Origin of the sequence: Sedimentitalea todarodis, assembly GCF_032595355.1 — a bacterium.
GTDB lineage: Bacteria > Pseudomonadota > Alphaproteobacteria > Rhodobacterales > Rhodobacteraceae > Sedimentitalea > Sedimentitalea todarodis.
In genome coordinates this window covers 32,169-52,833 of sequence record NZ_JASMWN010000010.1, presented here as the reverse complement: position 1 = coordinate 52,833, position 20,665 = coordinate 32,169, and the positions used below count along the sequence as shown (strand labels likewise).

Sequence of the window (20,665 nt, the reverse complement as noted above, 5' to 3'; positions counted from 1 at the left end):
CGGATAATCTTTCCCAATGTTGAGCAAGCTTTTTGCCGCGTTTCGCGCCAACAACGCCGAAGACCTTCCTGATCCGGATGCCGAGCTGGCTTTGGGTGCACTCCTGGTGCGCGTGGCAATGTCGGATCAGAACTATCAGGTCGAGGAAATAAGCCTGATCGACCGCATTCTGACGCGTCTTTTTCAACATAACGCGATCGAAGCGGCAAAAATTCGCGCAACCTGCGAAAAGCTGCATGCCGCCGCACCTGAGACCGACACATTCGCCAAGCTGATCCGCGAAACCACCGGGCTCGAAGAACGCCTCGCGGCGCTGGATGCGTTGTGGGAAGTGGTGTTGGCCGACGGCGACCCCAAGGAAGACGAGCTGCGCGTCCTGGAAAGTGCCCGCAAGGCGATGGGGCTAAGTTTTCTGGAAAGCAAGGCGGCGCGCGAAAAGGTCGAACAGGCCCATCGCGCGATTTCCTGACGTCTGATTTTCTGACCTCTCCGGATGTCCCGGGTTTGCGTTCTGCTGACCTTTGCCTATATCTGGGCCATGTTTGGTGATTTTCTGAAACGGCTGACACAGCCGGAACCCGCGCCGCTCGCCCATACGGACGCCCGGCTGGCCCTGACCGCACTTCTGGTGCGCGTCGCGCGCTCGGACAACGACTATTCGGCTGCTGAAATTGAGCGGATCGACCGCATTGTGGCGGATCGCTATGGCTTGTCGCCGTTTGAAACAACGCAACTTCGCGGACAGGCCGAAGCCCTGGAAACCGAAGCGCCCGACACCGTCCGCTTTACCCGCGCCATCAAGGATGCGGTGCCCTATGAAGATCGCCGCTCGGTGGTCCAATCGCTGTGGACCGTGGTTCTGGCCGATGGAGAACGTGCCCAGGAAGAAGATGCGCTGTTGCGTCTGGTTGCCAGCCTGCTCGGGGTCAGCGACGTCGACAGCGCGATGGCCCGACAACACGCGAACAAATCATGATTGCATCGCTGGGCATGTATGACATGCCCGCGATTCAACCCGCGAACGACCGGTTCTGGGCGCTGATCCGTGCCCATCTGCGATTTGGCCCATCGCAGCTGTCCCGTGAGAGGGATCCATGGGCGCTCTGGCAGTCGCCCGACCTGCTGTTGGCGCAGACCTGCGGCATGCCGTATCGCACCAGACTCTACCAAACCGTTGCGTTGATCGGAACGCCGGACTACGGCGTGACCGGGTGCCCACCGGGATACTACAATTCGGTTCTCGTGGTGCGCGCGGATGCACCTGAGGATCGGCTCCATGATTTTTCCGGCGGCACCTTTGCCTATAACGAGCCGATGTCACAGTCGGGATGGGCCGCGCCAATGGTGCATCTGAATGCCCTGGGTGTTAGCGTTCAGACCCTTACCAAAACCGGCGCACACGCGGCCTCGGCCAAGGCGGTGGCCGACGGGCGTGCGGATATGGCCGCGCTCGATGTCGTGACCTGGACCCTGCTGCAGGAACATGACCCTGTTGCACAGCAGTTGAAAGTCATCGGCACCACCACCCCGACGCCCGGCCTGCCGCTGATCACGGCACGGGGCCGTGACACGGCACCCCTTGCCACAGCAGTCCGCGCGGCCATTCACGATCTGACGCCCAAAGACCGCGCGGCTCTGCACCTCCGGGGGCTGATCGACATTCCACAGGCCACCTATCTGGCGGTTCCCACCCCGCCTTCGCCCTGACCAAAAGACGGGTTACCCTTGGTCACTTCGGCAGGTTCCGCCTTGATTCTTCCGTATTGCGCATTGCATTGCGCAGAAAATTCATTCCTATTGACGCACTGAAGCTGTTCCAAATACCGGATTCCACGTGCAAGACACACCTTCCGTCATCGAAATCAACAACCTGCATAAAAGCTATGGCGAGCTCGAAGTGCTCAAGGGTGTGGACATCAATGCCCATCGGGGCGACGTGGTATCGCTGATCGGATCGTCGGGATCCGGGAAATCAACGCTGCTGCGCTGCGCCAACCTTTTGGAAGACAGTCAACAGGGCGATATCCTGTTCAAAGGCGAACCCGTGCTGTGGAAGGGCAATGCCCATCATCGTCGCCCCGCCGATGCCAAGCAGGTCCTGCGTATCCGGACCAACCTGTCGATGGTCTTTCAACAGTTCAACCTGTGGTCCCACATGTCGATCTTGCAGAACGTGATGGAAGCGCCCGTGACCGTGCTGGGCCGGCCCAGGGACGAGGTCGAAGAGGCCGCGCGCGGGTATCTGCAAAAAGTGGGCATCGGCGACAAATGTGATGTTTATCCCGCACAGCTATCAGGCGGGCAACAGCAGCGTGCCGCCATCGCCCGTGCCCTGTGCATGGAGCCCGAGGCGCTGTTGTTTGACGAACCCACCTCGGCGCTGGACCCGGAACTGGAACAGGAAGTTGTCAGGGTCATCAAGGATCTGGCCAGCGAAGGCCGGACCATGCTGATCGTGACCCATGACATGAAACTGGCCCATGACGTATCGGATCACGTGGTGTTCCTGCATCAGGGCCTGATCGAAGAACAAGGGCCGCCGGACACGCTGTTTGGCAGCCCCAAATCGGAACGCCTGCGCGGGTTTCTGTCTGCGACCCACGCCGCGTAAAAAAAGAGCAAAAAACCAAAGGGAGTACTCTTCATGAAAAATCTGATCCTTGGCACTGCGGCCGTCGCGCTGTCGGCCGGCATTGCGTTTGCCGACGGCCACGGCAAAACCATCCGCATGGGCACCGAGGGTGCCTACCCTCCATACAACTTCATCAATGACGCTGGCGAAGTGGACGGGTTCGAGCGCGAGTTGGGCGACGAGCTTTGCAAGCGTGCCGAGCTGACCTGTGAATGGGTCAAGAATGACTGGGATTCGATTATCCCCAACCTCGTGTCCGGCAACTATGACACCATCATGGCCGGGATGAGCATCACCGACGAGCGCGACGAAGTCATCGACTTTACCCAGAATTACTACCCGCCAACGGCTTCGGCCTATGTGGGCGCCTCCGACGGCGTCGACGTCCTCGAGGGCGTGGTCGCGGCTCAAACCGCAACCATCCAGGCCGGTTATGTCGCCGAAAGCGGCGCGACGCTGGTCGAATTCGCAACGCCCGAAGAAACCGTGGCGGCCGTGCGCAATGGTGAGGCCGACGCGGTCTTTGCCGACAAGGACTACCTAGTGCCGCTGGTCGAGGAATCCGGTGGAGAACTGACATTTGTTGGTGACGAAGTTCCGCTCGGCGGTGGCATTGGCCTTGGCCTGCGCGAGAGCGACACGGACCTGAAGGGCAAGTTCGACGCGGCCATTACGTCAATGAAAGAAGATGGCACGCTGAACACGATGCTGAAAAAGTGGTTCGGCGACGATACCACCACCTACTGAACAGTGGCTGTCAGGCTCGCTACATCGGCGGGCCTGATCCCCGGAACAAAAGCACCCCATGTTTTCCTATTGCAGTGACCCTGACTCACTCGGCACATTTGCCTGGTTCTCGTGCTATCTGACGACCGGCGTGCATATGTCGTTCTACGTGGCGTTCTTCAAGGTGCTTTTGCTGTTGGCGATCACGGCCCCGGTGGCGCTTGGGTTCGGGTTTCTCGGCGCGATGGCCGCGCGGTCACGAATCGCCCCCCTGCGCTGGCTGGGAAAGATCTACATCGCGATCGTGCGCGGGGTCCCCGACATCGCCTTTTTCCTGTTCTTCGTGATCGCATTGGATCAGGCGGTCGAGTACCTGCGACACAAAATGCTGTGCCCGGACTGGGATCAGCCCATCCGGCAAGGCTCGGATTTTGTCGTCTGTCAGGCCGCCAAGATGCCTCTGGGGAACGCTCCGCAATACCTGCACGAAACCTATGGATTTTTCTTGGCGGTCTTTACCTTTGCCATCGTCTTTGGGGCCTTTGCAGCGAATGTCCTTTACGGCGGGATGCGCGCGGTGCCCCATGCACAGCTTGAGACCGCCGAAGCCTATGGCATGTCGCACCGCCAGACCTTCTGGCGGGTGCTTGTCCCGCAGATGTGGGTCTTTGCCCTGCCCGGCCTGTCAAACCTGTGGATGGTGCTGATCAAGGCGACCCCGTTGCTGTTCCTGCTCGGCATCGAAGACATCGTCTATTGGGCGCGGGAACTTGGCGGCACCAAGACCAGCAAATTCACGAGCTTTCCGCATGGCGACTGGCGCATGTGGTATTTCCTGTTCCTTCTGATCTTCTACCTGGCCTTCACCCGCGTGTCCGAAATTGTGCTCGAACGGGTGATGCAGCGCCTCACACATGGCCAGGCGACCTCTGGTGGTGAAGCACAAAGAAAGGCGGCCGCCTGATGTCGACCTGCCTGCAAACCATCCATGACTATGCATTGCGCTCGATCGGCATCGGCGAACGCCTGCTGCCACGCGAAGGGTTTACCCTCTGCGAACAGGTGACGTTGATCGGGTCGGGCATGATCTGGAACATCTATTTCGGCATCGTGGCGCTGACCATCGGGTTCTTTCTGGCGACCGGGCTGGCCGTGGCCAAGGGGGCACACTCCCGCTGGCTTCGCAAACCGGCGGAATGGTTCATCTTTGTCTTCCGTGGCTCGCCGTTGTTCATTCAGTTCTTTTTCGCCTACTTCCTGTTTCTGAGCCTCAAAAGCAGCAATCCTGCCTTTGGGGCCTTTACCGCCGCGTGGTTGGGGGCCCTGATCGTCCTGTTCCTGAACACGGCGGCCTATACTGGCGAGATTTTCTATGGCGCGCTGCGCTCCATCCCCAAAGGCGATGTCGAAGCTGCCGACGCCTATGGCATGACCGGCTGGCACCGATTCCGGCGGATCATCTGGCCCACGATGTTACGGCTGGCCTGGCCCGCCTACACCAACGAGGCGATCTTTCTGTTTCACGCGACGACGCTGGTGTTCTTTTCCGGTTTTCCGGCATGGCAACAACGCGGTGATGCGCTCTATTACGCCAGCTATTTCGCCGACAAGACCTTCAACCCCTTCGTGCCCTACCCGATTCTTGCCGGGTATTTCATCCTGGTGACGCTGGTGATCGTGTCGGTGTTCGGCCTCATCGGTATACGCCTCAATCGACATCTGCCGGCAGAGCGCCGCGCCCGCGCACCGATGCGGCTGACCCTGATCCGCTGATCCGGAAGTGCACGGCCAGAAAACACCATGATTTTGCCTGCGCGGAAGAGACGTCCGATGCGGCGAACGGCTATTTGATCAAATTCATGCGCCAGATCAGGACACATCGGTCAGGCTGTAGGTCCGGTATCGCCGGACAAACCTCTGCGCATCCGCACCTTTCCGGCATTCCACATTGCGGCAGGCGAGTTGAACGGCCAGATGCGCGGTAGTCGCCTGCACAAACTCCTTGCAGTGAAGCTCGATAGGCCCTGTGCGGATGCCGTTCTCGACCCTCAATCTCGATCTGTGGAGCACCCACAGCCGAGCCTCACTGGCCCGCTATCTCGAGTCGGTCTGAGCACTCTTGCCGCCGGTACGCGCCGCTGCTATCCTGAATTTGATCAAATTATTGGTGACTTATGAAAATCGGCATTCTGCAAACCGGACACGCGCCAGACAACATGCTCGCGTCCATGGGAGACTACGACACGATATTCGAAACACTGCTTGCCGGACATGATTTCGACTTTGTCAGCTTTCCGGTGGTCGACGGCCAGTTTCCCAATGGCGTGGACGAGGCTGAAGGCTGGCTGATCACCGGGTCCAAGCATGGCGCCTATGAGGATCATCCCTGGATACCGCCGCTTGAGGATCTGATCCGCGAGATCGTGCAACGCGGCCGGCCTTTGATCGGCGTGTGCTTCGGCCACCAGATCATCGCGCAGGCGCTTGGCGGCAAGGTCGAGAAGTTCAGCGGCGGCTGGGCCGTGGGCGGCACAACCTATCAGGTGGGCGACGAGACGCTGACCCTGAATGCCTGGCATCAGGATCAGGTGACGGAATTGCCAAAAGGCGCGCGGGTGCTGGGGTCCAATGATTTCTGCAAGAACGCGGTCATCGCCTATGGTGACACGATCTGGACGGTGCAGCCGCATCCCGAGTTTGGCAACGATTTTGTCGATGGGCTGATCCGGACCCGCGGGCGGGGCGTGGTGCCCGACGACCTGCTGGACGAGGCGACAAAGCGTCTGGACCTGCCGAACGACAATGGCAAGATCGCTGTGCAAATGGCCAATTTCTTCAAGAAAGGGCGCAAGACATGACCGACTTTACAGAACGCCTGCCCGAGGCCGCCCGACTCTATCTCGAGGGTCGACGTCTGGACGAGGTGGAATGCATCATTTCCGACCTGCCCGGCATTGCCCGTGGCAAGGCAGTGCCCGCCAGCAAGTTTGCCAAGCAGGATTATTTTCACCTGCCCGACAGCATCTTTTATCAGACCATCACCGGAGGCTGGGGCGAGGCCGCGGGCGAAGGCGGGTTCATCGAAAAGGACATGATCCTGCGCCCTGACATGTCCACCGCTACGGCGGCGCCATGGACCGGCGACTGGACGTTGCAGGTGATCCATGACGCCTATGACCGCAAGGACAACCCAGTGCCCTGCTCGCCGCGCAATGTCCTGAAACGCGTGGTCAAACTCTACGCGGATCAGGGGTGGAAAGCCGTCGTCGCGCCGGAAATGGAGTTCTTTCTCGTCGCCCGCAACATTGATCCGGCCAAACAGATCGAACCGATGATGGGGCGATCTGGCCGACCCGCCGCCGCGCGGCAGGCCTACTCGATGACGGCGGTCGATGAATTCGGGCCGGTGATCGACGATATCTATGACTTTGCCGAGGCACAGGGGTTCGAAATCGACGGCATCACCCAGGAAGGCGGCGCCGGGCAGCTTGAGATCAACCTGCGCCATGGCGATCCGGTCAAGCTGGCGGACGAGGTATTTTACTTCAAACGGCTGATCCGCGAAGCCGCGCTGCGCCACGATTGTTTTGCCACCTTCATGGCCAAGCCCATCGCCGAAGAGCCGGGCAGCGCGATGCATATTCACCATTCGATTCTGGATATCGAATCCGGCAAGAACATCTTTTCCGGCCCGCAAGGCGGCGAAACCGATGCCTTCTATCATTTCATTGGCGGATTGCAGCACCACCTGCCCTCCGCCATCGCCGTGATGGCACCCTATGTGAACAGTTATCGGCGCTATACCCGCGATCACGCCGCGCCGATCAACCTGGAATGGGGGCGCGACAACCGAACGACCGGCATTCGCATTCCCCTGTCCGGCACCGAGGCACGCCGTGTGGAAAACCGACTCGCAGGCATGGATTGCAATCCCTACCTTTGCATCGCCGCTTCGCTGGCCTGTGGCTATCTCGGCATGATGGAAGAGCGCCGCCCGGACAAGCAATACCGTGGCGATGCCTATGAGGGTGACGAGGATATTCCCCGCGTCATGGGCGAGGCCCTGACCTTGTTTGAAGCTGCCACTGACTTGCACAAGGTGCTCGGCCCGGACTTTGCCCGTGTCTACAGCATCGTCAAACGCGCGGAATACGAAGAGTTCTTGCAAGTCATCTCGCCGTGGGAACGTGAACATCTGCTGCTGAACGTCTAGGTCCGGCGGCACGCGAGGGCACCATGAACCTATTGTTCTCAAACGACCGGCGCGGCGAATACCCCACCAGCTGGTATGCCGCGACTGCCAATCAGTTGGATCGATTTGCCCCCTTGCGTGGCGAGACCCGCGCCGATGTTTGCGTGGTCGGAGCAGGGTACACCGGTCTTTCGGCGGCGCTGCATCTTGCCGAGGCGGGAATGGATGTTGTCCTGCTGGATGCCCATCGTGTCGGCTTTGGCGCCTCCGGGCGCAATGGCGGTCAATTGGGCAGCGGCCAGCGCCTGAATCAGGACGGGCTGGAAAAGCTGCTGGGCGATGCCGAGGCGGCAAAGCTCTGGCACCTGGCAGAAGAGGGCAAGGCGCTGGTCAAGCAGCTGATACAGCGGCATAATATTGACTGCGACCTCAAACCTGGCGTCGCACATACGGCGTCTTCCAAACGCGATGTCGATGATCTCCATTCCTATGCCGGGCATCTTCAGACGCGCTATGGCTATGATCAGATCGAGGCCCTGGATGCGGACGCCTGCCATGATCTCTGCCCGTCACCGGCCTACAAGGGCGGCACGCTGGATATGGGTGCTGCGCATCTGCATCCGCTGAACTATGCCCTCGGACTGGGGCGCGCGGCGGCCTCGGCTGGCGTGCGCATTTTCGAAGAATGCCATGTGCATCACATCGCCGAGGGCCAGCCGGCGACGGTTCAGACCGACAGAGGCCGCGTGATTGCGGATCATGTGATCTTGGCCGGCAATGGCTATCTTGGTGGCCTCAGCCGGAGGGTCGCTGCGCGGGTCATGCCGATCAACAACTTCATCGTGGCGACCGAACCGCTTGGAGCCGAGACTGCGCGGGTTCTGACGCGGGATGTGGCCGTGGCCGACAGCAAATTCGTGGTGAATTACTTTCGCCTGAGCGCCGATGGCCGGCTGCTTTTTGGCGGTGGCGAAAGCTATGGCTATGCCTTCCCCACCGATATCGCAGCACTTGTACGCAAGCCGATGACCCAGATTTACCCGCATCTCGCGGATGCGCGGATCGACTATGCTTGGGGCGGAACCCTGGCAATCACCATGAAACGGATGCCGTTCCTCGCGCGGCTTGGGCCCAACGTGTTGTCGGCATCGGGCTATTCCGGCCACGGCGTTGGCACCGCGACTCATGCGGGCCAGTTGATGGCGCTGGCCGTGCAGGGACAGGCAGAAGGCTTTGACACAATGGCCCGCGTCCCCGCTCCCGCCTTTCCCGGCGGTGCAATGCTGCGCTCGCCCCTGCTTGTGCTGGCGATGACCTGGTACGGCCTGCGCGATCGCCTGGGCACCTGAAGCTCAGACATCACACACATTCCCATTGGCGAGGTTACGCCAGCGTTGCTCGATTTCCTGTTGGCAGTTTTTCTTATCTGTTTTAAGAAACTCACAGGTTAAGTTAAGGAAATCGAAATATGACCTTGCCACCGAATGTCCATGACGCCGAACCCATCCCGCAATCAGCCCGCGACGCCATTGATGGGCTGATGCAATCCGGCGACCTGTTTCGCTATACCGCACCCGCCGATGCGCCGGTTACGTTGCTTGAGACCGAGTTCGCCCGGATGATGGGCAGCAAGTACGCGCTGGCCGTGTCATCCTGTTCTGCCGCGCTGTTTCTGTCGTTGAAGGCGCTCGACCTGCCGCGCGACGCCCGTGTTCTGATCCCCGGTTTTACCTTTGCCGCGGTTCCGTCATCGGTGATGCACGCGGATTGTCTGCCGGTCCTGTGCGAGGTTGGAGAAAACTACCGGATCGACATCGCGGATTTCGAGGCGAAACTAGCTGATGTTCAGGCCGTCATCATCAGCCACATGCGCGGACATACCAGCGACATGGACGCAATCTTGGCACTGTGTGATGCCCGCGATATCCCGGTGATCGAAGATGCAGCACATTCGCTGGGCACGACATGGAGCGGCAGGAACATCGGCACCATCGGTCGGGTCGGGTGTTTTTCGTTCCAGTCCTACAAGATGATCAATGCAGGAGAAGGCGGCATTCTGATAACCGATGATGCCGATCTCGTGGCCCGTGCGGTCATCATGTCAGGGGCCTATGAGCACAATTGGCAGAAGCACAAAGGCCCCCACGGCGACAACTCGCCCGCGCTGGAGGCCGCGTTTACCCGTTGGCAGAACATGTTGCCGCTCTACAATTTGCGCATGAGCAATCTGTCAGCCGTGGTTGCCCGTGCGCAGATACCGGAGCTTTCGCGCCGTGCGCGCGATGGGCTGGCAAACCACGACCACGTGGCCGCACGGCTCAACGCATCGCCCAATATTGACGTACCACCGCCCCTGCCGCAGGAAGCCCGCGCACCGGACTCCATACAGTTCAACCTTGTCAGAATGGACGAGTACGAAACGCTGTCATTCGCAGCCGCCACAGAGGCGCGTGGCGTCAAGGTGCAGGTCTTTGGTCAGAGCGCAGACAACGCGCGCGCCTTCTGGAACTGGAAGTTCATTCCCGATCTGCCGGAATTGCCCCGCACCCGCGCCATGCTGATGCGGGCCTGTGATGTGCGCCTTCCCGTGCGGCTCAGCGAGGCGGAGCTGAACGTGATTGCGGACATCATCCTGAACGCGGTCGAAGACGTGATGGGGCCGGTCCCGGCTTATGGGACCTGACGGCCTCGGGCGCTGCCGCCCGAATGGCTTGCATGCGCTATCCTGCTGACACGCTGGCGCCGACAGGTGCGTAAGGGTTGGGACTACTTTAGTTTGGAAAGCTTGTTCTGAAGATCGGCCAGTTGCTTCTTGATGTCCTCAAGATTTTCGGATGAACTGTCATCGGTGCCCGCCTCATCGCCTTCCGACGGAGCGCTCCACGAATTGCCCATGCCGCCGGTCATCGCCTTGAGGAACGCGGCCTGCTGCGCCTTCATCGCCTCGAACCCCGGTATCTTGGTCATCGGGTTCATCGCCGTCATGTTTTCCATCATCTTGGCTTGGTTCTCGCGCAGCATTTCGAACGAGCTCGTCAGAAATTGAGGCATCATGCCGCCGCCGGGCACCATGTAGCTGCGCACGAGATCGTTCAGCACGTTGACCGGCAAGACGTTCTCGCCCCGGCTTTCGTGCTCGGCAATGATTTGCAGCAGGTATTGGCGGGTCAGATCATCACCGGATTTCAGATCAACGATCTGAACCTCTCGTCCGCCCCGGATAAAGCCGGCAATATCTTCCAGTGTCACATAATCGCTGGTCTCGGTGTTATACAGCCGCCGACTTGCGTATCGCTTGATTAGAAGGGATTTTTCCGCGTCCGACACCTAATATCCTCCCGAGAAATGATGCGTCGCAGAAAAGCCTATGCGACTGCAGCACAAAAAGAAAGGGCGTGCGAAATGCGACAGGGGTTTCAACCGCGATACCGGTCAGCCGTGCCTCATTCCTGGGCACCTTTTGGCTCTGTCACGCAAACTCATATCAGCATTTGGCAAAAAAATTGGGGACAGGTCTTTCGACCTGCCCCCGTGATTGCACCGGTTGGGAGGAGTTGGCGCAATTCGGTACTGGCGTGGCTTACTTGGCCGCTGCTTTCTTGGCAGCCGAAGTCACGTCGTTGGTGGCTTTTTTGACGGCGGCAGTTGCATCTTCGGTGATGTCTTTGCCAGCTGCCATCAGGAGCTCGACGGTATCTGTCTGAACTTTTTTCGCGATTTCGGCGAAGGCGGCCATGTTTTCGGCAGCAACTTCAGCGGAAGCCGAAGCAAAATCGGTCGCGGCTTTGGCGTAGTCAGCCGGCTCGGCTTTGGCTTTGGACACTTCGCTCAGCTTGGCGATGGTGTCTTTGGTCCACTTGCTGGAAAGCTCGGCCGATTTGGAAGCGGCGTTCAGTGCGACACTCGAGAGCTTCTCGTTCAGGGTTGCCTGAGTCTTGAAAGCTTCTTCCATTGCTTTTGTGTCAACGGGGAAGCTGCCCATCATGTCTTTCATGACGGAGGTGAAATCTTGTGTGTTAGCCATTGTCCTAATCCTTGCGTTGTTGACCGGGACGATCCCGTGTCTGTCTGCTGAGGACAATATGTATGCTGCGGTGCGGCATTGCAAGGGTTTTTTGCTGCACCGCAGCATATTTTTATTATTTATTATTATCAGGCACTTGCCTTCATGCGGACATAGGTTCCAGGGGCTGGAGCAAGCGATGGACGATTCGAATCATTGGTTTCACGCGCCGGAACCTGCTTGCCGGACCGCTTCTTCAGCCAGCTTTCCCAACGCGGCCACCACGAGCCGTCATGCCGCTCGGCGCTCTTCATCCAATCCTCATTCGACAGCTTGAGATCACTGTTGGTGTAGTGCCCGTACTTGTTCTTGCTCGGCGGGTTCACGATGCCCGCAATATGGCCGGATTCCGAAACGATGAACTCCTTGCTGCGCGACCCCATCATCTGGACGCCGCGATAGCAATCTTTCCAGGCGGCGATGTGATCGGTTTCACAGGTCACCGCAAACACCGGCACATCCACGTCAGAGACCTTGAGGGTGTGTCCCGCCAGCTCGAACCCATCCTGAGTGAACTCGTTCTTCTGACACAGACCACGAAGGTATTGCTTGGCCATCTTGGCGGGAAGGTTCGCACCGTCCCCGTTCCAATAGAGCAGATCGAAGGCCGGCGGCGCTTCACCCATCATGTAGCTGCGGATCGCCGGCTTGTAGACCAGATCATTGGAGCGCAGATAGCTGAACGTCCGCGCCATGATATAAGACGGCAGATAGCCCTTGTCATCCACCTCGGCCTCGATGCCGGCGATGAAATCATCGGTCAGGAACGGCGTGAACTCTCCCTGATCGCCAAAATCGGTCAGGGCGGTAAAGAGCGTGGCCGATTTGACCGATTTGTCGCCGCCCTGTTTCATGAGAGAGAGGGCCATCGACAGCGTGGTGCCGGCGATGCAATAGCCGACGGCATTGACTTGTTTGGTCTTGCAGATGGCTTTGACCTCTTCGATCGCGGTCAGGTAGCCGTCCTGAATATAGTCCTCAAGACCGGCGTCCGAGTATTTGGCGTCCGGGTTGATCCAGCTGACGACAAACAGGGTATACCCCTGCTCGGTGATCCATTTGATAAGGCTGTTCTGAGCCTTGAGGTCCAGGATGTAAAACTTGTTGATCCAGGGTGGAAAGATGATCAGCGGGATTTCATGTACCGTATCGGTGACAGGTTTGTATTGGATCAGCTCCATCATCCGGTTGCGATAGACCACCTCTCCGGGTGTCGTTGCGATGTTGCCTCCGAGTTCAAAGGCCTTTTCATCCGCAAGCCGGACGACCAGCTCGCCATTGTTCGCCTCAAGATCCGAAATCAGGTTCTCGAGTCCGGCGACCAGAGACTGGCCGTCGGTCTCGATCGCCTTTTCCAGTGCATCCGGGTTGGTCGCAAAGAAATTCGTCGGCGCCATCATGTCGACGATCTGGTTGGCAAAGTAGGACAGCCGCTGCTTTTCCTTGCCGTCCATATCCTCAACGCTGTCGACGGCCTTTTGGATCGCCTCGGAGTTGATCAGATACTGCTGCTTGAGAAAGTTGAAATAGGGGTGCTCGTCCCACAACGCATTGGTAAAACGACGGTCTTTTGGTCCCGGGTCTGTCGGCGCCGCAAGTTTGCCCTTGGCCAGTGTCCCTTGAACGTCGGCGAAATGCTTGAGCGATTTTCCCCAATATGCAACCTGTTGCTCGATCAGCTTGGAAGGATTCTGCATCGCCTCGGCCCAATAGGCGGTTGCTGCCTTTGCGAACAAATCCTGTTTTGGGGCGTCAAGCGCAGCATTGTGGCCGGTTTTGTGGGTCATGACTTCCACCAGACGCCGGGAAAGATCCTCTATTTTCTCTAGGTTTTTCTGAAATATCTCAATATGTTCGCCGGAAACTTCGGTTCCGCCATCTTGTTTGGTTGTCATTTTAGGGAATACCTCGTAATCTTGCTGCTGTGCAGAATAACGTCGCCGGTTTCGGGGGGCAAAGCGACGAATGGTCCGATCCCGATGGGGTCTTATATGAATTGATGGAGTCCCGGAATGCGCTACATGATGACCTACGACCTGATGGAGGCGACCCGCAACACCAATCAATGGATGGGTGCGTCCGCTCTTGCCCTTGCATCCTATCCGATCTTCAGCATGATTCCAAATCCGGCGCTGAGTTGGATGGCTGCGTGGGGTGAAGTCACCGAACGCACATTTCAACGCATGGCTGTCAAGCCCGACTGGGGAATTCGCACGTTTACCTGCAAGGACGGCAAGGACCATCTTGTCAGCATCGAAACCGTGGTTGAACGTCCGTTTGGCGATCTGATTCACTTCAAGGTCACCGACCGTGAGCCAAGCCCGCGCAAGGTGCTGCTGGTGGCTCCGATGTCCGGTCACTATGCAACATTGATGCGGAGCACGGTCAAATCGCTGCTGGTAGATTGTGAAGTCTACATCACCGACTGGCACAATGCGCGCGACATCCCGGTTTCTGCCGGCAAGTTCGATATCGAAGACTACACCCTCTACCTCGTCGATTTCATGCGCGAGATGGGCCCCGACACCCATGTGATCGCCGTCTGCCAACCGGCCCCGCTGACCCTGGCCGCGACCGCATATCTTGCGGAACAGGATCCGGACGCGCAGCCGTGTTCGCTTACGTTGATCGGTGGCCCGGTCGACCCCGACGCGACGCCCACCGACGTCACCGATTTTGGTCGGCGTGTGACCATGGGGCAGCTTGAGGAAACGATGATCCAGCGCGTCGGATTCAAGTATCCGGGTGTCGGGCGTATGGTCTATCCCGGCCTGTTGCAGCTTGCCTCCTTCATGTCGATGAACGCAGATCGCCACGCGAGTGCCTTCCAGGATCAGATCATGAGAGTGGCGCGCGGCGAGGCTTCCGATCACGACGCCCATAACCGCTTTTATGATGAGTATCTCGCGGTTATGGATATGCCTGCGGAATTTTATCTGTCGACCGTTGAACGGGTCTTCAAGGAACGCGAAATCGCTCGGAACGTCTTTGTCGTCGATGGCCACCAGGTCGATATCGGCAAGATCACCAGTGTCGCGGTCAAAACCGTCGAGGGTGCCAAGGACGATATTTCCGCCCCGGGCCAGTGTATTGCGGCGCTTGACCTCTGCACCGGCCTGCCGGACAGCAAGAAGGCCAGCCATGTCGAACCCGGCGCGGGCCACTATGGCATCTTCGCAGGCAAATCCTGGCGCGACAATATCCGGCCTCTCGTACTGCAGTTCATCGACGCAAACAGCCGAACCGCGCCTCCGCCCAAGCGCAAACGGGCGGCGAACACCAACGTCGCGGCCGAATAAAGCCCGATTGACATGGCCGATACCGCATCCACCACATTTTCCTGCAGCTGCGGAAAAATGCGTGGGCGCGTTGCACCCGCTGGCCCGAAAACCGGCACGCACCTGATCTGTCACTGCCGCGACTGTCGCGCGGCAGCACGACACCTTGGGCATCCTGATACGGCGCAGAATGGGGTCGACCTGTTCCAGACCAGCCCGGACACCATTAAATTTGAATCTGGCACGGAACATCTGGCAATCCTGCGACTCAGCCCGAAAGGGCCGCTGCGCTGGTACGCGTCTTGTTGCAGGACCCCGATGTTCAACACGCTGAGCCGTCCGGGCCTTGCCTTTGTGACCGTATTGGTTGCCAACACCGATGTTCCCGCCGTCTTTGGACCAGTCGTCGCGCAGGGTTTTGTGCCACAGGCAGGTGGCCCGGCCAAACACAAGAACGGAGCACGCATGGTGATGAGCATCCTGTCCCGTTTGATTGCCCAGCGCGTGTCGGGCCGGTGGAAGAAGACTCCGTTTTTTGATCTTGCGTCGGGCGAACCAACCGCGCCTGTGCATCTGATCGGCAAGGAAGAGCGCGCGGCGCTTTTCGACTGACCTGCCTCACGGAACATCTCGCTACGCGCCGGGTTTTTGCTCTGTCCAAGCAGGCATTGGTTTACCGCGATAGGGCGGGAAATCGGCATATCGCGCCTTGCGGTGTTGCGCGGATTCTTCGGGCTCCTGACCAGACACCAAGAGACGCCCACGCGGGGCGATGTAGCTATCGATCCGCCGCAGGGGCACCGGACGCCACACGACGTTGAACGCGCAAAGCTTGGGAAAGAACCAGATCTCCGAGTAATCCAGATGATCGTGCAGCCACCACGCCAGATCACGCCAGTCGCGCCCGGTTTCGTATTGATCGGCAAACCACGGGATGACGACAGACGCCCCGGCAATCCGCTGTTCCCCGTCTCCCCGATCCCAGATGTGACATTCCAGTGGATTGTCATTGCGCGCGCAATTGAGCCGGTTCTCGTTGCCAAACCTGTTCAGCGAGGGCGAACGATAGCCCGAGCGGACCGCGATCCGGCCAAATGTTTCCTCAAGCGGGTCCATCAGGGCCTCGCAAAACGCGCGGCCGTTTTCGATGGCGCGGTCCGGATGTTCGGGAATATTGCTCATCTCGTGCATGTTGGCGATCTCGGAGTACAGAAAGTCGCGCATGAAGAAATAGCGGGACAGCCGGACGCGTCCCAATTCCTCAAGCCCCCGCATGCTGCGCGGGGGGCGCATCAATCGTACCCTGCCCAGCGAAAGGCACCATCCGCGGCAAGAGGTGCGTAGGGATTGTACGCCACTTCCCAGATGCAGCGGTCGGGTGCACGGAAATACCCGATATGCCCACCCCAGAACACGTCATGTGCCGATTTGAGGATGGTCGCCCCCGCCGTCTCTGCAGTGGCAAGCAACGTGGCGACCTCCTGCTTTGCGCGGACGTTGTATGCCAGGGTCATCGCGCCATGGCCAAGATCCCCGACCGGCAGCCCCATGTCCCGCGCCAGGTTTTCAAGCGGGTAGAGCCCGAGGGTCTGCTCGATCAGGTCAAAGGCGATCACGCCCTCTTGCCCCGGCACACGCCGCCAGCCCAATGCTTCGTAGAATGCGGCGGCGACGTCCATATCCGGAACACCCAATGTTATGAGGCTGATCCGTTGATCCATAGTCATATCCCCTGCCCTGTTAGCCAGTCCAAAATAGCCGTTACCGCCGCGCCCGTCTGTCCCGGCGACAGGATGTCCCCCGCAATCACATGCGAGGACGGATCGTCGCCCGTACCCATCGTTACTGCAAGAATAGTCGCGGGTCCGCCCCAATCGGCGGCAATACTGCGCGAGATATCGGGGCGCACCACGCTGTCATCGTCTGAAAGATAGAACAAAGCCGGCACCTGCACGTGGCTGAAGTCCAGTGCCGTCACCGCTTTGACCAATGCGGCCATCGGCAACAGGGCGACGGTGGGATAGCTGTTTGTCCAATAGAGCGCGTGTTTGTCATTTTGAGGTTGAAACGATTGCGTGTCGCCCGCGACCAGCGGCCCCCACCAACGCACGGCTGGCAGCGTCAACAGCACCGACGCCGGATCATGAAGCCCAAAATTCGGCGAAACAAACACCATAGCGGCCACGTCGAGTGCCAACGCGTGATCCACCGCCGCAGCCGCCGCAAGTGTCGCGCCCGTCGAGGTCGCCATGATCACAACCCTCTCACCGACGGCGCGGGCGGCGGCCACCCCTTCGGCGAGGTCATGCATCCAGTCTGCAACCGTCGCTTTGCCCATCGCGTCGCCGCCGCGCCCGTGCCCGCGCAGCCGGGTAAAGACCAGATTGGCCCCAAGGGCATGCGCAACGCGATCCGGCACCGGACGGATCTCTTCGGAGGTGGCCGAGAAGCCATGCACATAGAGCACCGAGATCGGTGTCCGTGTCTCGCGCTGCCCGGCCCAGACGACGCGCTTTTCAGTGCCCGGGGTGATATCCGGATACAGGGATTCGATGCTTTCGAAATAAACCTGAACGCCCTCGCCGAACTTGCGCGGTTCGAACGCGGCGGACAGATCCACGGGCTCGTACGGGCCGAGCCACCAAAGCACACCACCGATCCCGACAAGACCGACAAACATGCGCCCCAGTGCCCTGCCGAGCCGGCGCACCTAGTCGGCCCCGTTCAGGACATCCGCAACTGCCGCCTCGATCAACGCCAGACTGGGACCGTCGGAAAATCTGTGATCCGCGCCCTTGACCAGCGTCAGCCTCATATCCGGGCACTCAGCATGCTCCAGCAGCCTCAGGGCGGTTTCGGTACTGACGGCGGTATCGTCCGTGCCTTGCAGACAGCGCACCGGAAACGGCAGCGACAGGTGCTGGCGCAGAACCAGACGGGTGCGACCATCTTCGATCATGCGTTTGCTGATGATGTAAGGCTCCATGTAGTCCGACGGAAGTTCCACATGGCCGACAGTTTCCAGGTCCTGTTTCTGGGCATCCGTGAAGCTGGCCCAATACCCGTCTTCGGTGAAATCGGGCGCGGCTGCAATGGTCACCATACCGGCAATGCGCGCAGGGATTGCACGGGCAAGCAACAATGCCTGCCAGCCCCCCATGGACGAGCCCACAACGACAAGCGGACCCTCTGCCAGGGCGGTGACGGCGGCGAGCGTGTCCTCGGCCCAATCCCCGATACAACCCTCTTCGAAGGTGCCGCTGCTTTCGCCGTGACCCGAATAGTCAAACCGCAAGAACGCCTGCCCACGGCTTTTTGCCCAGTCTTCCAGATGCACCGCCTTGGTGCCCTGCATGTCTGATTTCAGCCCGCCAAGGAACACGATACAGGGCCCGTTTCCCTTGGTCATATGATAGGCGATGCGCCGCCCCTGCGGCGTCTCGAGAAAGGCTGGTTCGGTCATGGTCCCTCCGGATTTTGGCCGATCATGCACGACGTGGCACCGCCTGCAACTGTGGAATTGAGCAAGGCCCCGCGCGTCATGGCGATCTCGACGGTCGCAGGGTTGTCGCCACCTGCCGGACTTCGTAAGGCTGGCCCAATCAGCAAAGGTCGCCCATGTTCCGGATCATTCGCCTCGTCCCCGTCGTTCTGTGCCTGCTGGCGGTCGCGCTGGCTACCCTCTGGGGTGCGCTGGCGCTCTGGTATCACGGACCAGTCTCAGAACAGCAAAAGCTGTTTGCCATCGGCGGGTACGCTTTTTTCGGCCTGCTCATGGGTCTGGGGCTGTTCACGCAGCGAAGGGTTGGCGCGCTCGGCCTTTTCGGGCTGGTCTTTGCCGGCTTGCTGTTCTGGTGGAGCGGAATCGCGCCGCCAACCGAGCGCAACTGGGCACCGGATGTGGCCCGACAGGTAACCGGGCAGATTGATGGCGACATGCTCACGCTTGAGAACATGCGCAATTTCGACTGGCACGGACCCTATGACGCGACGCCCCGCTGGGAAACCCGCAGCTATGACCTGAGCCAATTGCAGACCGTTGACATGTTCCTGTCCTACTGGGCGGGGCCGTTGATGGCCCATTTCATTGTCAGTTTCGGGTTCTCCGATGGCGAATATCTGGCCTGGTCGGTCGAGGTACGGCGTGAGGTCGATGGCGGGTTTTCTCCGGTTGCCGATGCGTTCAAGACCAACACGCTGCTCATTCTGGCCGCCGATGAACGCGATGTTGTTGGTGTGCGGTCAAACTGGCGCAAGGAGGATGTTCAACTCTTCCGGCTAAATGCCGATCCGCAGACCGCAAGGGCCCTGCTGACCGAATATGTGCGCGACGCGAATGCGTTGGCGCGGCAACCGGAATTCTACAATTCGCTGACCACGAATTGCACGACGGTCGTGGTGCGCATGATGAAGGCCATCGGAAACAGCCTGCCATTGGACTGGCGCTTGTTGGCAAACGGGTATCTGCCGGACTATGCCTACGACCATCAGGCGCTGGACATGCGCCATTCGATGTCTGACCTGCGCGCATTGGGGCGCATAGAGAGGCAGGCAAATGCACATGGGCTGAAGTCCGGCTTCTCCGACGCAATCCGACAGCGTGTGCCCAAGCCCGAAGGCGGAACCCGAACGGGCGTCAATCCGGAACAAGAACCCGGATGACCGGCACATCGTTCAGCACTTCGACCAGCGTCGGGGGTTGTACCTTGCTGTCAAAGTTGTCCTTCTTGAGACTCGAGCCAATCAACTGAACCACTGCGGGAGAACCGGCAAACTTGGAATGCGTCCCGGATGCGGAATCGCCGATCTCGCTCAGATCGATGACCGATACGCCAAGGTTGGAAAGTTCCGCCGCGTCCGCCGCGCCAACACGTGCGACGCCACCAGATATCCGGCGCGAGACCATGAGCGCGCGGTCATCCTTGGACACGAATACATAAAAGTCCCGTTCGGTTTTGGGAATGCGATTCAGTTGGGACTTGAACAGATCAAGATCGATGTCCGGGGCCGCGAACATCACGTTGTCCATCCTGCCCAATGTATAGGTGTTGTCGACCAGACTGGCCTCGACCAGCGCTTCGACCGTAAGCAGTGACCCCATGGAATGTGCAAACAGATCGAACCCCTGCGCCCGCGTCGATGCCAGAATGCGCGCCGTTTTCAAGAGTTGCGGGCGGGCTGCAAGCGCGCTGTTCATGTCGTAGACATAATGGGATGCCTTGCCCGCAGACGCCCAGGAGAACAGGACCGGGACGCCGGAAAAATTCGTGTCCTCGACAAATTGCGCAATCCGCAGGACCGAGTCGGAAAAGGTATTGTTGTAACCATGGATGAACAGAAGAACATCACGGTCTTGCGGCGCGCGACGCGCAAGTTCTGCGTTGATGCCCGCCACGAATGCGTTTGAGCTGCCGTAAACTGCGGGTTCGATCACCGAGAATTCGGTTCTGGGGTCCGGAGGCAGTCTCTTTGGTCGCTCGATCATGCCGGACTGATGGCTCGGCGGGATCGAGACGACAACAGATGACAGCCCGAGGTCGGGTGCGCGCTCACCCGAATAGAAGACACCGATGGCCTCGGTCGCTTCTCGGGTGGTAGCGATGAATACCTTCTGACGGCTGGCATCGTTCACGCTGAGCACAGGGTCGGTGCCGTTGTCGATCCCGATCAGGTCGGGCGGGCGTGTACAGGACAGCAGCCCGATGCACAGCACCAGTGTTGCGAAAACGCGAACGGTAGCGATCATGTCGTGGAACTCCGGTTCTGGGCACCCT

The 20,665-nt window shown here is 59.5% G+C and carries 22 protein-coding genes; 14 read left to right on the top strand and 8 right to left on the bottom strand.

Translation table 11 applies throughout. From position 1 onward, the window contains the following. Positions 1–16: 16 nt before the first annotated feature. The 11 genes from QO231_RS13320 (at position 17) to QO231_RS13270 (ending at position 10,233) form a co-directional block, all read left to right on the top strand. Positions 17–469 (top strand): tellurite resistance TerB family protein, encoded by a 453-nt coding sequence (locus QO231_RS13320; protein WP_316777098.1) that lies wholly within the window; start codon positions 17–19, stop codon positions 467–469. A gap of 69 nt (positions 470–538) precedes the next feature. Then, the gene (locus QO231_RS13315) at positions 539–976 is read left to right on the top strand and encodes a tellurite resistance TerB family protein (RefSeq protein WP_316777391.1); all 438 of its coding nucleotides are present in this window, start codon (positions 539–541) and stop codon (positions 974–976) included. Then, positions 973–1,707, top strand: a complete 735-nt coding sequence (locus QO231_RS13310) for a phosphate/phosphite/phosphonate ABC transporter substrate-binding protein (protein ID WP_316777096.1) — start codon at positions 973–975, stop codon at positions 1,705–1,707. Before QO231_RS13315 ends, QO231_RS13310 begins: the two co-directional genes overlap by 4 nt. A 127-nt stretch (positions 1,708–1,834) precedes the next feature. Then, the gene (locus QO231_RS13305) at positions 1,835–2,611 is read left to right on the top strand and encodes an ABC transporter ATP-binding protein (RefSeq protein ID WP_316777093.1); all 777 of its coding nucleotides are present in this window, start codon (positions 1,835–1,837) and stop codon (positions 2,609–2,611) included. 33 nt (positions 2,612–2,644) lie between these two features. Continuing rightward, positions 2,645–3,379: a transporter substrate-binding domain-containing protein gene (locus QO231_RS13300; protein WP_316777091.1), complete on the top strand. Its 735-nt coding sequence runs from the start codon at positions 2,645–2,647 to the stop codon at positions 3,377–3,379. Positions 3,380–3,437: 58 nt separating this feature from the next. Then, entirely contained in the window at positions 3,438–4,322 is an 885-nt protein-coding gene (locus tag QO231_RS13295; protein ID WP_316777088.1) for an ABC transporter permease, read from the top strand. Beyond that, on the top strand, positions 4,322–5,131 hold the full coding sequence (locus tag QO231_RS13290) for an ABC transporter permease (protein WP_316777086.1): 810 nt from the start codon (positions 4,322–4,324) through the stop codon (positions 5,129–5,131). The genes QO231_RS13295 and QO231_RS13290 overlap by 1 nt, the downstream gene beginning before the upstream one ends. Positions 5,132–5,532: 401 nt before the next feature. Then, positions 5,533–6,216 carry a type 1 glutamine amidotransferase gene (locus QO231_RS13285; RefSeq protein WP_316777083.1) on the top strand — a complete coding sequence of 228 codons (684 nt, stop codon included), beginning with the start codon at positions 5,533–5,535 and terminating at the stop codon, positions 6,214–6,216. Beyond that, entirely contained in the window at positions 6,213–7,571 is a 1,359-nt protein-coding gene (locus QO231_RS13280; RefSeq protein WP_316777081.1) for a glutamine synthetase family protein, read from the top strand. The genes QO231_RS13285 and QO231_RS13280 overlap by 4 nt, the downstream gene beginning before the upstream one ends. A gap of 23 nt (positions 7,572–7,594) precedes the next feature. After that, positions 7,595–8,899, top strand: a complete 1,305-nt coding sequence (locus QO231_RS13275) for an NAD(P)/FAD-dependent oxidoreductase (RefSeq protein ID WP_316777078.1) — start codon at positions 7,595–7,597, stop codon at positions 8,897–8,899. Positions 8,900–9,018: 119 nt separating this feature from the next. Further along, complete coding sequence (locus QO231_RS13270; RefSeq protein WP_316777076.1) at positions 9,019–10,233, top strand: DegT/DnrJ/EryC1/StrS family aminotransferase; 1,215 nt, start codon at positions 9,019–9,021, stop codon at positions 10,231–10,233. An 83-nt stretch (positions 10,234–10,316) separates the two neighbouring features. Here the strand turns inward: QO231_RS13270 and phaR are convergent, their stop codons facing one another. The 3 genes from phaR to QO231_RS13255 form a co-directional block, all read right to left on the bottom strand. Next, a complete protein-coding gene (gene phaR, locus QO231_RS13265; RefSeq protein ID WP_316777073.1) occupies positions 10,317–10,877 on the bottom strand; it encodes a polyhydroxyalkanoate synthesis repressor PhaR in 561 nt (186 codons plus the stop codon). Positions 10,878–11,130: 253 nt separating this feature from the next. Next, positions 11,131–11,574, bottom strand: coding sequence for a phasin family protein (locus tag QO231_RS13260; RefSeq protein WP_316777071.1), 444 nt, complete (start codon positions 11,572–11,574; stop codon positions 11,131–11,133). 128 nt (positions 11,575–11,702) lie between these two features. After that, positions 11,703–13,508, bottom strand: coding sequence for a PHA/PHB synthase family protein (locus tag QO231_RS13255; protein WP_316777068.1), 1,806 nt, complete (start codon positions 13,506–13,508; stop codon positions 11,703–11,705). Between the two features lie 117 nt (positions 13,509–13,625). Here QO231_RS13255 and phaZ point away from each other — a divergent pair, with 117 nt between their 5' ends. Then, the gene (gene phaZ / locus QO231_RS13250) at positions 13,626–14,912 is read left to right on the top strand and encodes a polyhydroxyalkanoate depolymerase (RefSeq protein WP_316777066.1); all 1,287 of its coding nucleotides are present in this window, start codon (positions 13,626–13,628) and stop codon (positions 14,910–14,912) included. A gap of 12 nt (positions 14,913–14,924) precedes the next feature. Next, a complete protein-coding gene (locus tag QO231_RS13245; RefSeq protein WP_316777063.1) occupies positions 14,925–15,503 on the top strand; it encodes a DUF6151 family protein in 579 nt (192 codons plus the stop codon). A 21-nt stretch (positions 15,504–15,524) separates the two neighbouring features. On the opposite strand, the gene QO231_RS13240 is transcribed toward QO231_RS13245, so the two are convergent. From QO231_RS13240 to QO231_RS13225, 4 genes are read right to left on the bottom strand one after another with little or no spacing between them, the layout of a single operon-like run. After that, complete coding sequence (locus tag QO231_RS13240) at positions 15,525–16,166, bottom strand: hypothetical protein (protein WP_316777388.1); 642 nt, start codon at positions 16,164–16,166, stop codon at positions 15,525–15,527. A 17-nt stretch (positions 16,167–16,183) separates the two neighbouring features. Continuing rightward, positions 16,184–16,612, bottom strand: coding sequence for a VOC family protein (locus tag QO231_RS13235; RefSeq protein ID WP_316777386.1), 429 nt, complete (start codon positions 16,610–16,612; stop codon positions 16,184–16,186). A 2-nt stretch (positions 16,613–16,614) separates the two neighbouring features. Next, positions 16,615–17,571 (bottom strand): alpha/beta hydrolase, encoded by a 957-nt coding sequence (locus tag QO231_RS13230; protein WP_316777061.1) that lies wholly within the window; start codon positions 17,569–17,571, stop codon positions 16,615–16,617. Positions 17,572–17,601: 30 nt separating this feature from the next. After that, the gene (locus QO231_RS13225; protein ID WP_316777059.1) at positions 17,602–18,354 is read right to left on the bottom strand and encodes an alpha/beta fold hydrolase; all 753 of its coding nucleotides are present in this window, start codon (positions 18,352–18,354) and stop codon (positions 17,602–17,604) included. Positions 18,355–18,509: 155 nt separating this feature from the next. On the opposite strand from QO231_RS13225, the gene QO231_RS13220 reads away from it, so the two are divergent. Next, positions 18,510–19,553 carry an Lnb N-terminal periplasmic domain-containing protein gene (locus tag QO231_RS13220; RefSeq protein WP_316777056.1) on the top strand — a complete coding sequence of 348 codons (1,044 nt, stop codon included), beginning with the start codon at positions 18,510–18,512 and terminating at the stop codon, positions 19,551–19,553. Here QO231_RS13220 and QO231_RS13215 read toward each other — a convergent pair. Beyond that, the gene (locus QO231_RS13215; RefSeq protein WP_316777054.1) at positions 19,528–20,637 is read right to left on the bottom strand and encodes an alpha/beta hydrolase; all 1,110 of its coding nucleotides are present in this window, start codon (positions 20,635–20,637) and stop codon (positions 19,528–19,530) included. The two genes, QO231_RS13220 and QO231_RS13215, sit on opposite strands and share 26 nt — an antisense overlap. Between the last annotated feature and the right edge of the window lie 28 nt (positions 20,638–20,665).

Bases quoted from the DNA above. Each gene is read 5' to 3' on its own strand.
- QO231_RS13320 (WP_316777098.1), top strand. From the start codon at position 17: ATGTTGAGCAAGCTTTTTGCCGCGTTTCGCGCCAACAACGCCGAAGAC.
- QO231_RS13315 (WP_316777391.1), top strand. From the start codon at position 539: ATGTTTGGTGATTTTCTGAAACGGCTGACACAGCCGGAACCCGCGCCG.
- QO231_RS13310 (WP_316777096.1), top strand. From the start codon at position 973: ATGATTGCATCGCTGGGCATGTATGACATGCCCGCGATTCAACCCGCG.
- QO231_RS13300 (WP_316777091.1), top strand. From the start codon at position 2,645: ATGAAAAATCTGATCCTTGGCACTGCGGCCGTCGCGCTGTCGGCCGGC.
- QO231_RS13295 (WP_316777088.1), top strand. From the start codon at position 3,438: ATGTTTTCCTATTGCAGTGACCCTGACTCACTCGGCACATTTGCCTGG.
- QO231_RS13290 (WP_316777086.1), top strand. From the start codon at position 4,322: ATGTCGACCTGCCTGCAAACCATCCATGACTATGCATTGCGCTCGATC.
- QO231_RS13285 (WP_316777083.1), top strand. From the start codon at position 5,533: ATGAAAATCGGCATTCTGCAAACCGGACACGCGCCAGACAACATGCTC.
- QO231_RS13280 (WP_316777081.1), top strand. From the start codon at position 6,213: ATGACCGACTTTACAGAACGCCTGCCCGAGGCCGCCCGACTCTATCTC.
- QO231_RS13275 (WP_316777078.1), top strand. From the start codon at position 7,595: ATGAACCTATTGTTCTCAAACGACCGGCGCGGCGAATACCCCACCAGC.
- QO231_RS13270 (WP_316777076.1), top strand. From the start codon at position 9,019: ATGACCTTGCCACCGAATGTCCATGACGCCGAACCCATCCCGCAATCA.
- QO231_RS13260 (WP_316777071.1), bottom strand. From the start codon at position 11,574: ATGGCTAACACACAAGATTTCACCTCCGTCATGAAAGACATGATGGGC.
- QO231_RS13255 (WP_316777068.1), bottom strand. From the start codon at position 13,508: ATGACAACCAAACAAGATGGCGGAACCGAAGTTTCCGGCGAACATATT.
- phaZ (WP_316777066.1), top strand. From the start codon at position 13,626: ATGCGCTACATGATGACCTACGACCTGATGGAGGCGACCCGCAACACC.
- QO231_RS13245 (WP_316777063.1), top strand. From the start codon at position 14,925: ATGGCCGATACCGCATCCACCACATTTTCCTGCAGCTGCGGAAAAATG.
- QO231_RS13240 (WP_316777388.1), bottom strand. From the start codon at position 16,166: ATGCGGGGGCTTGAGGAATTGGGACGCGTCCGGCTGTCCCGCTATTTC.
- QO231_RS13235 (WP_316777386.1), bottom strand. From the start codon at position 16,612: ATGGATCAACGGATCAGCCTCATAACATTGGGTGTTCCGGATATGGAC.
- QO231_RS13230 (WP_316777061.1), bottom strand. From the start codon at position 17,571: ATGTTTGTCGGTCTTGTCGGGATCGGTGGTGTGCTTTGGTGGCTCGGC.
- QO231_RS13225 (WP_316777059.1), bottom strand. From the start codon at position 18,354: ATGACCGAACCAGCCTTTCTCGAGACGCCGCAGGGGCGGCGCATCGCC.
- QO231_RS13220 (WP_316777056.1), top strand. From the start codon at position 18,510: ATGTTCCGGATCATTCGCCTCGTCCCCGTCGTTCTGTGCCTGCTGGCG.
- QO231_RS13215 (WP_316777054.1), bottom strand. From the start codon at position 20,637: ATGATCGCTACCGTTCGCGTTTTCGCAACACTGGTGCTGTGCATCGGG.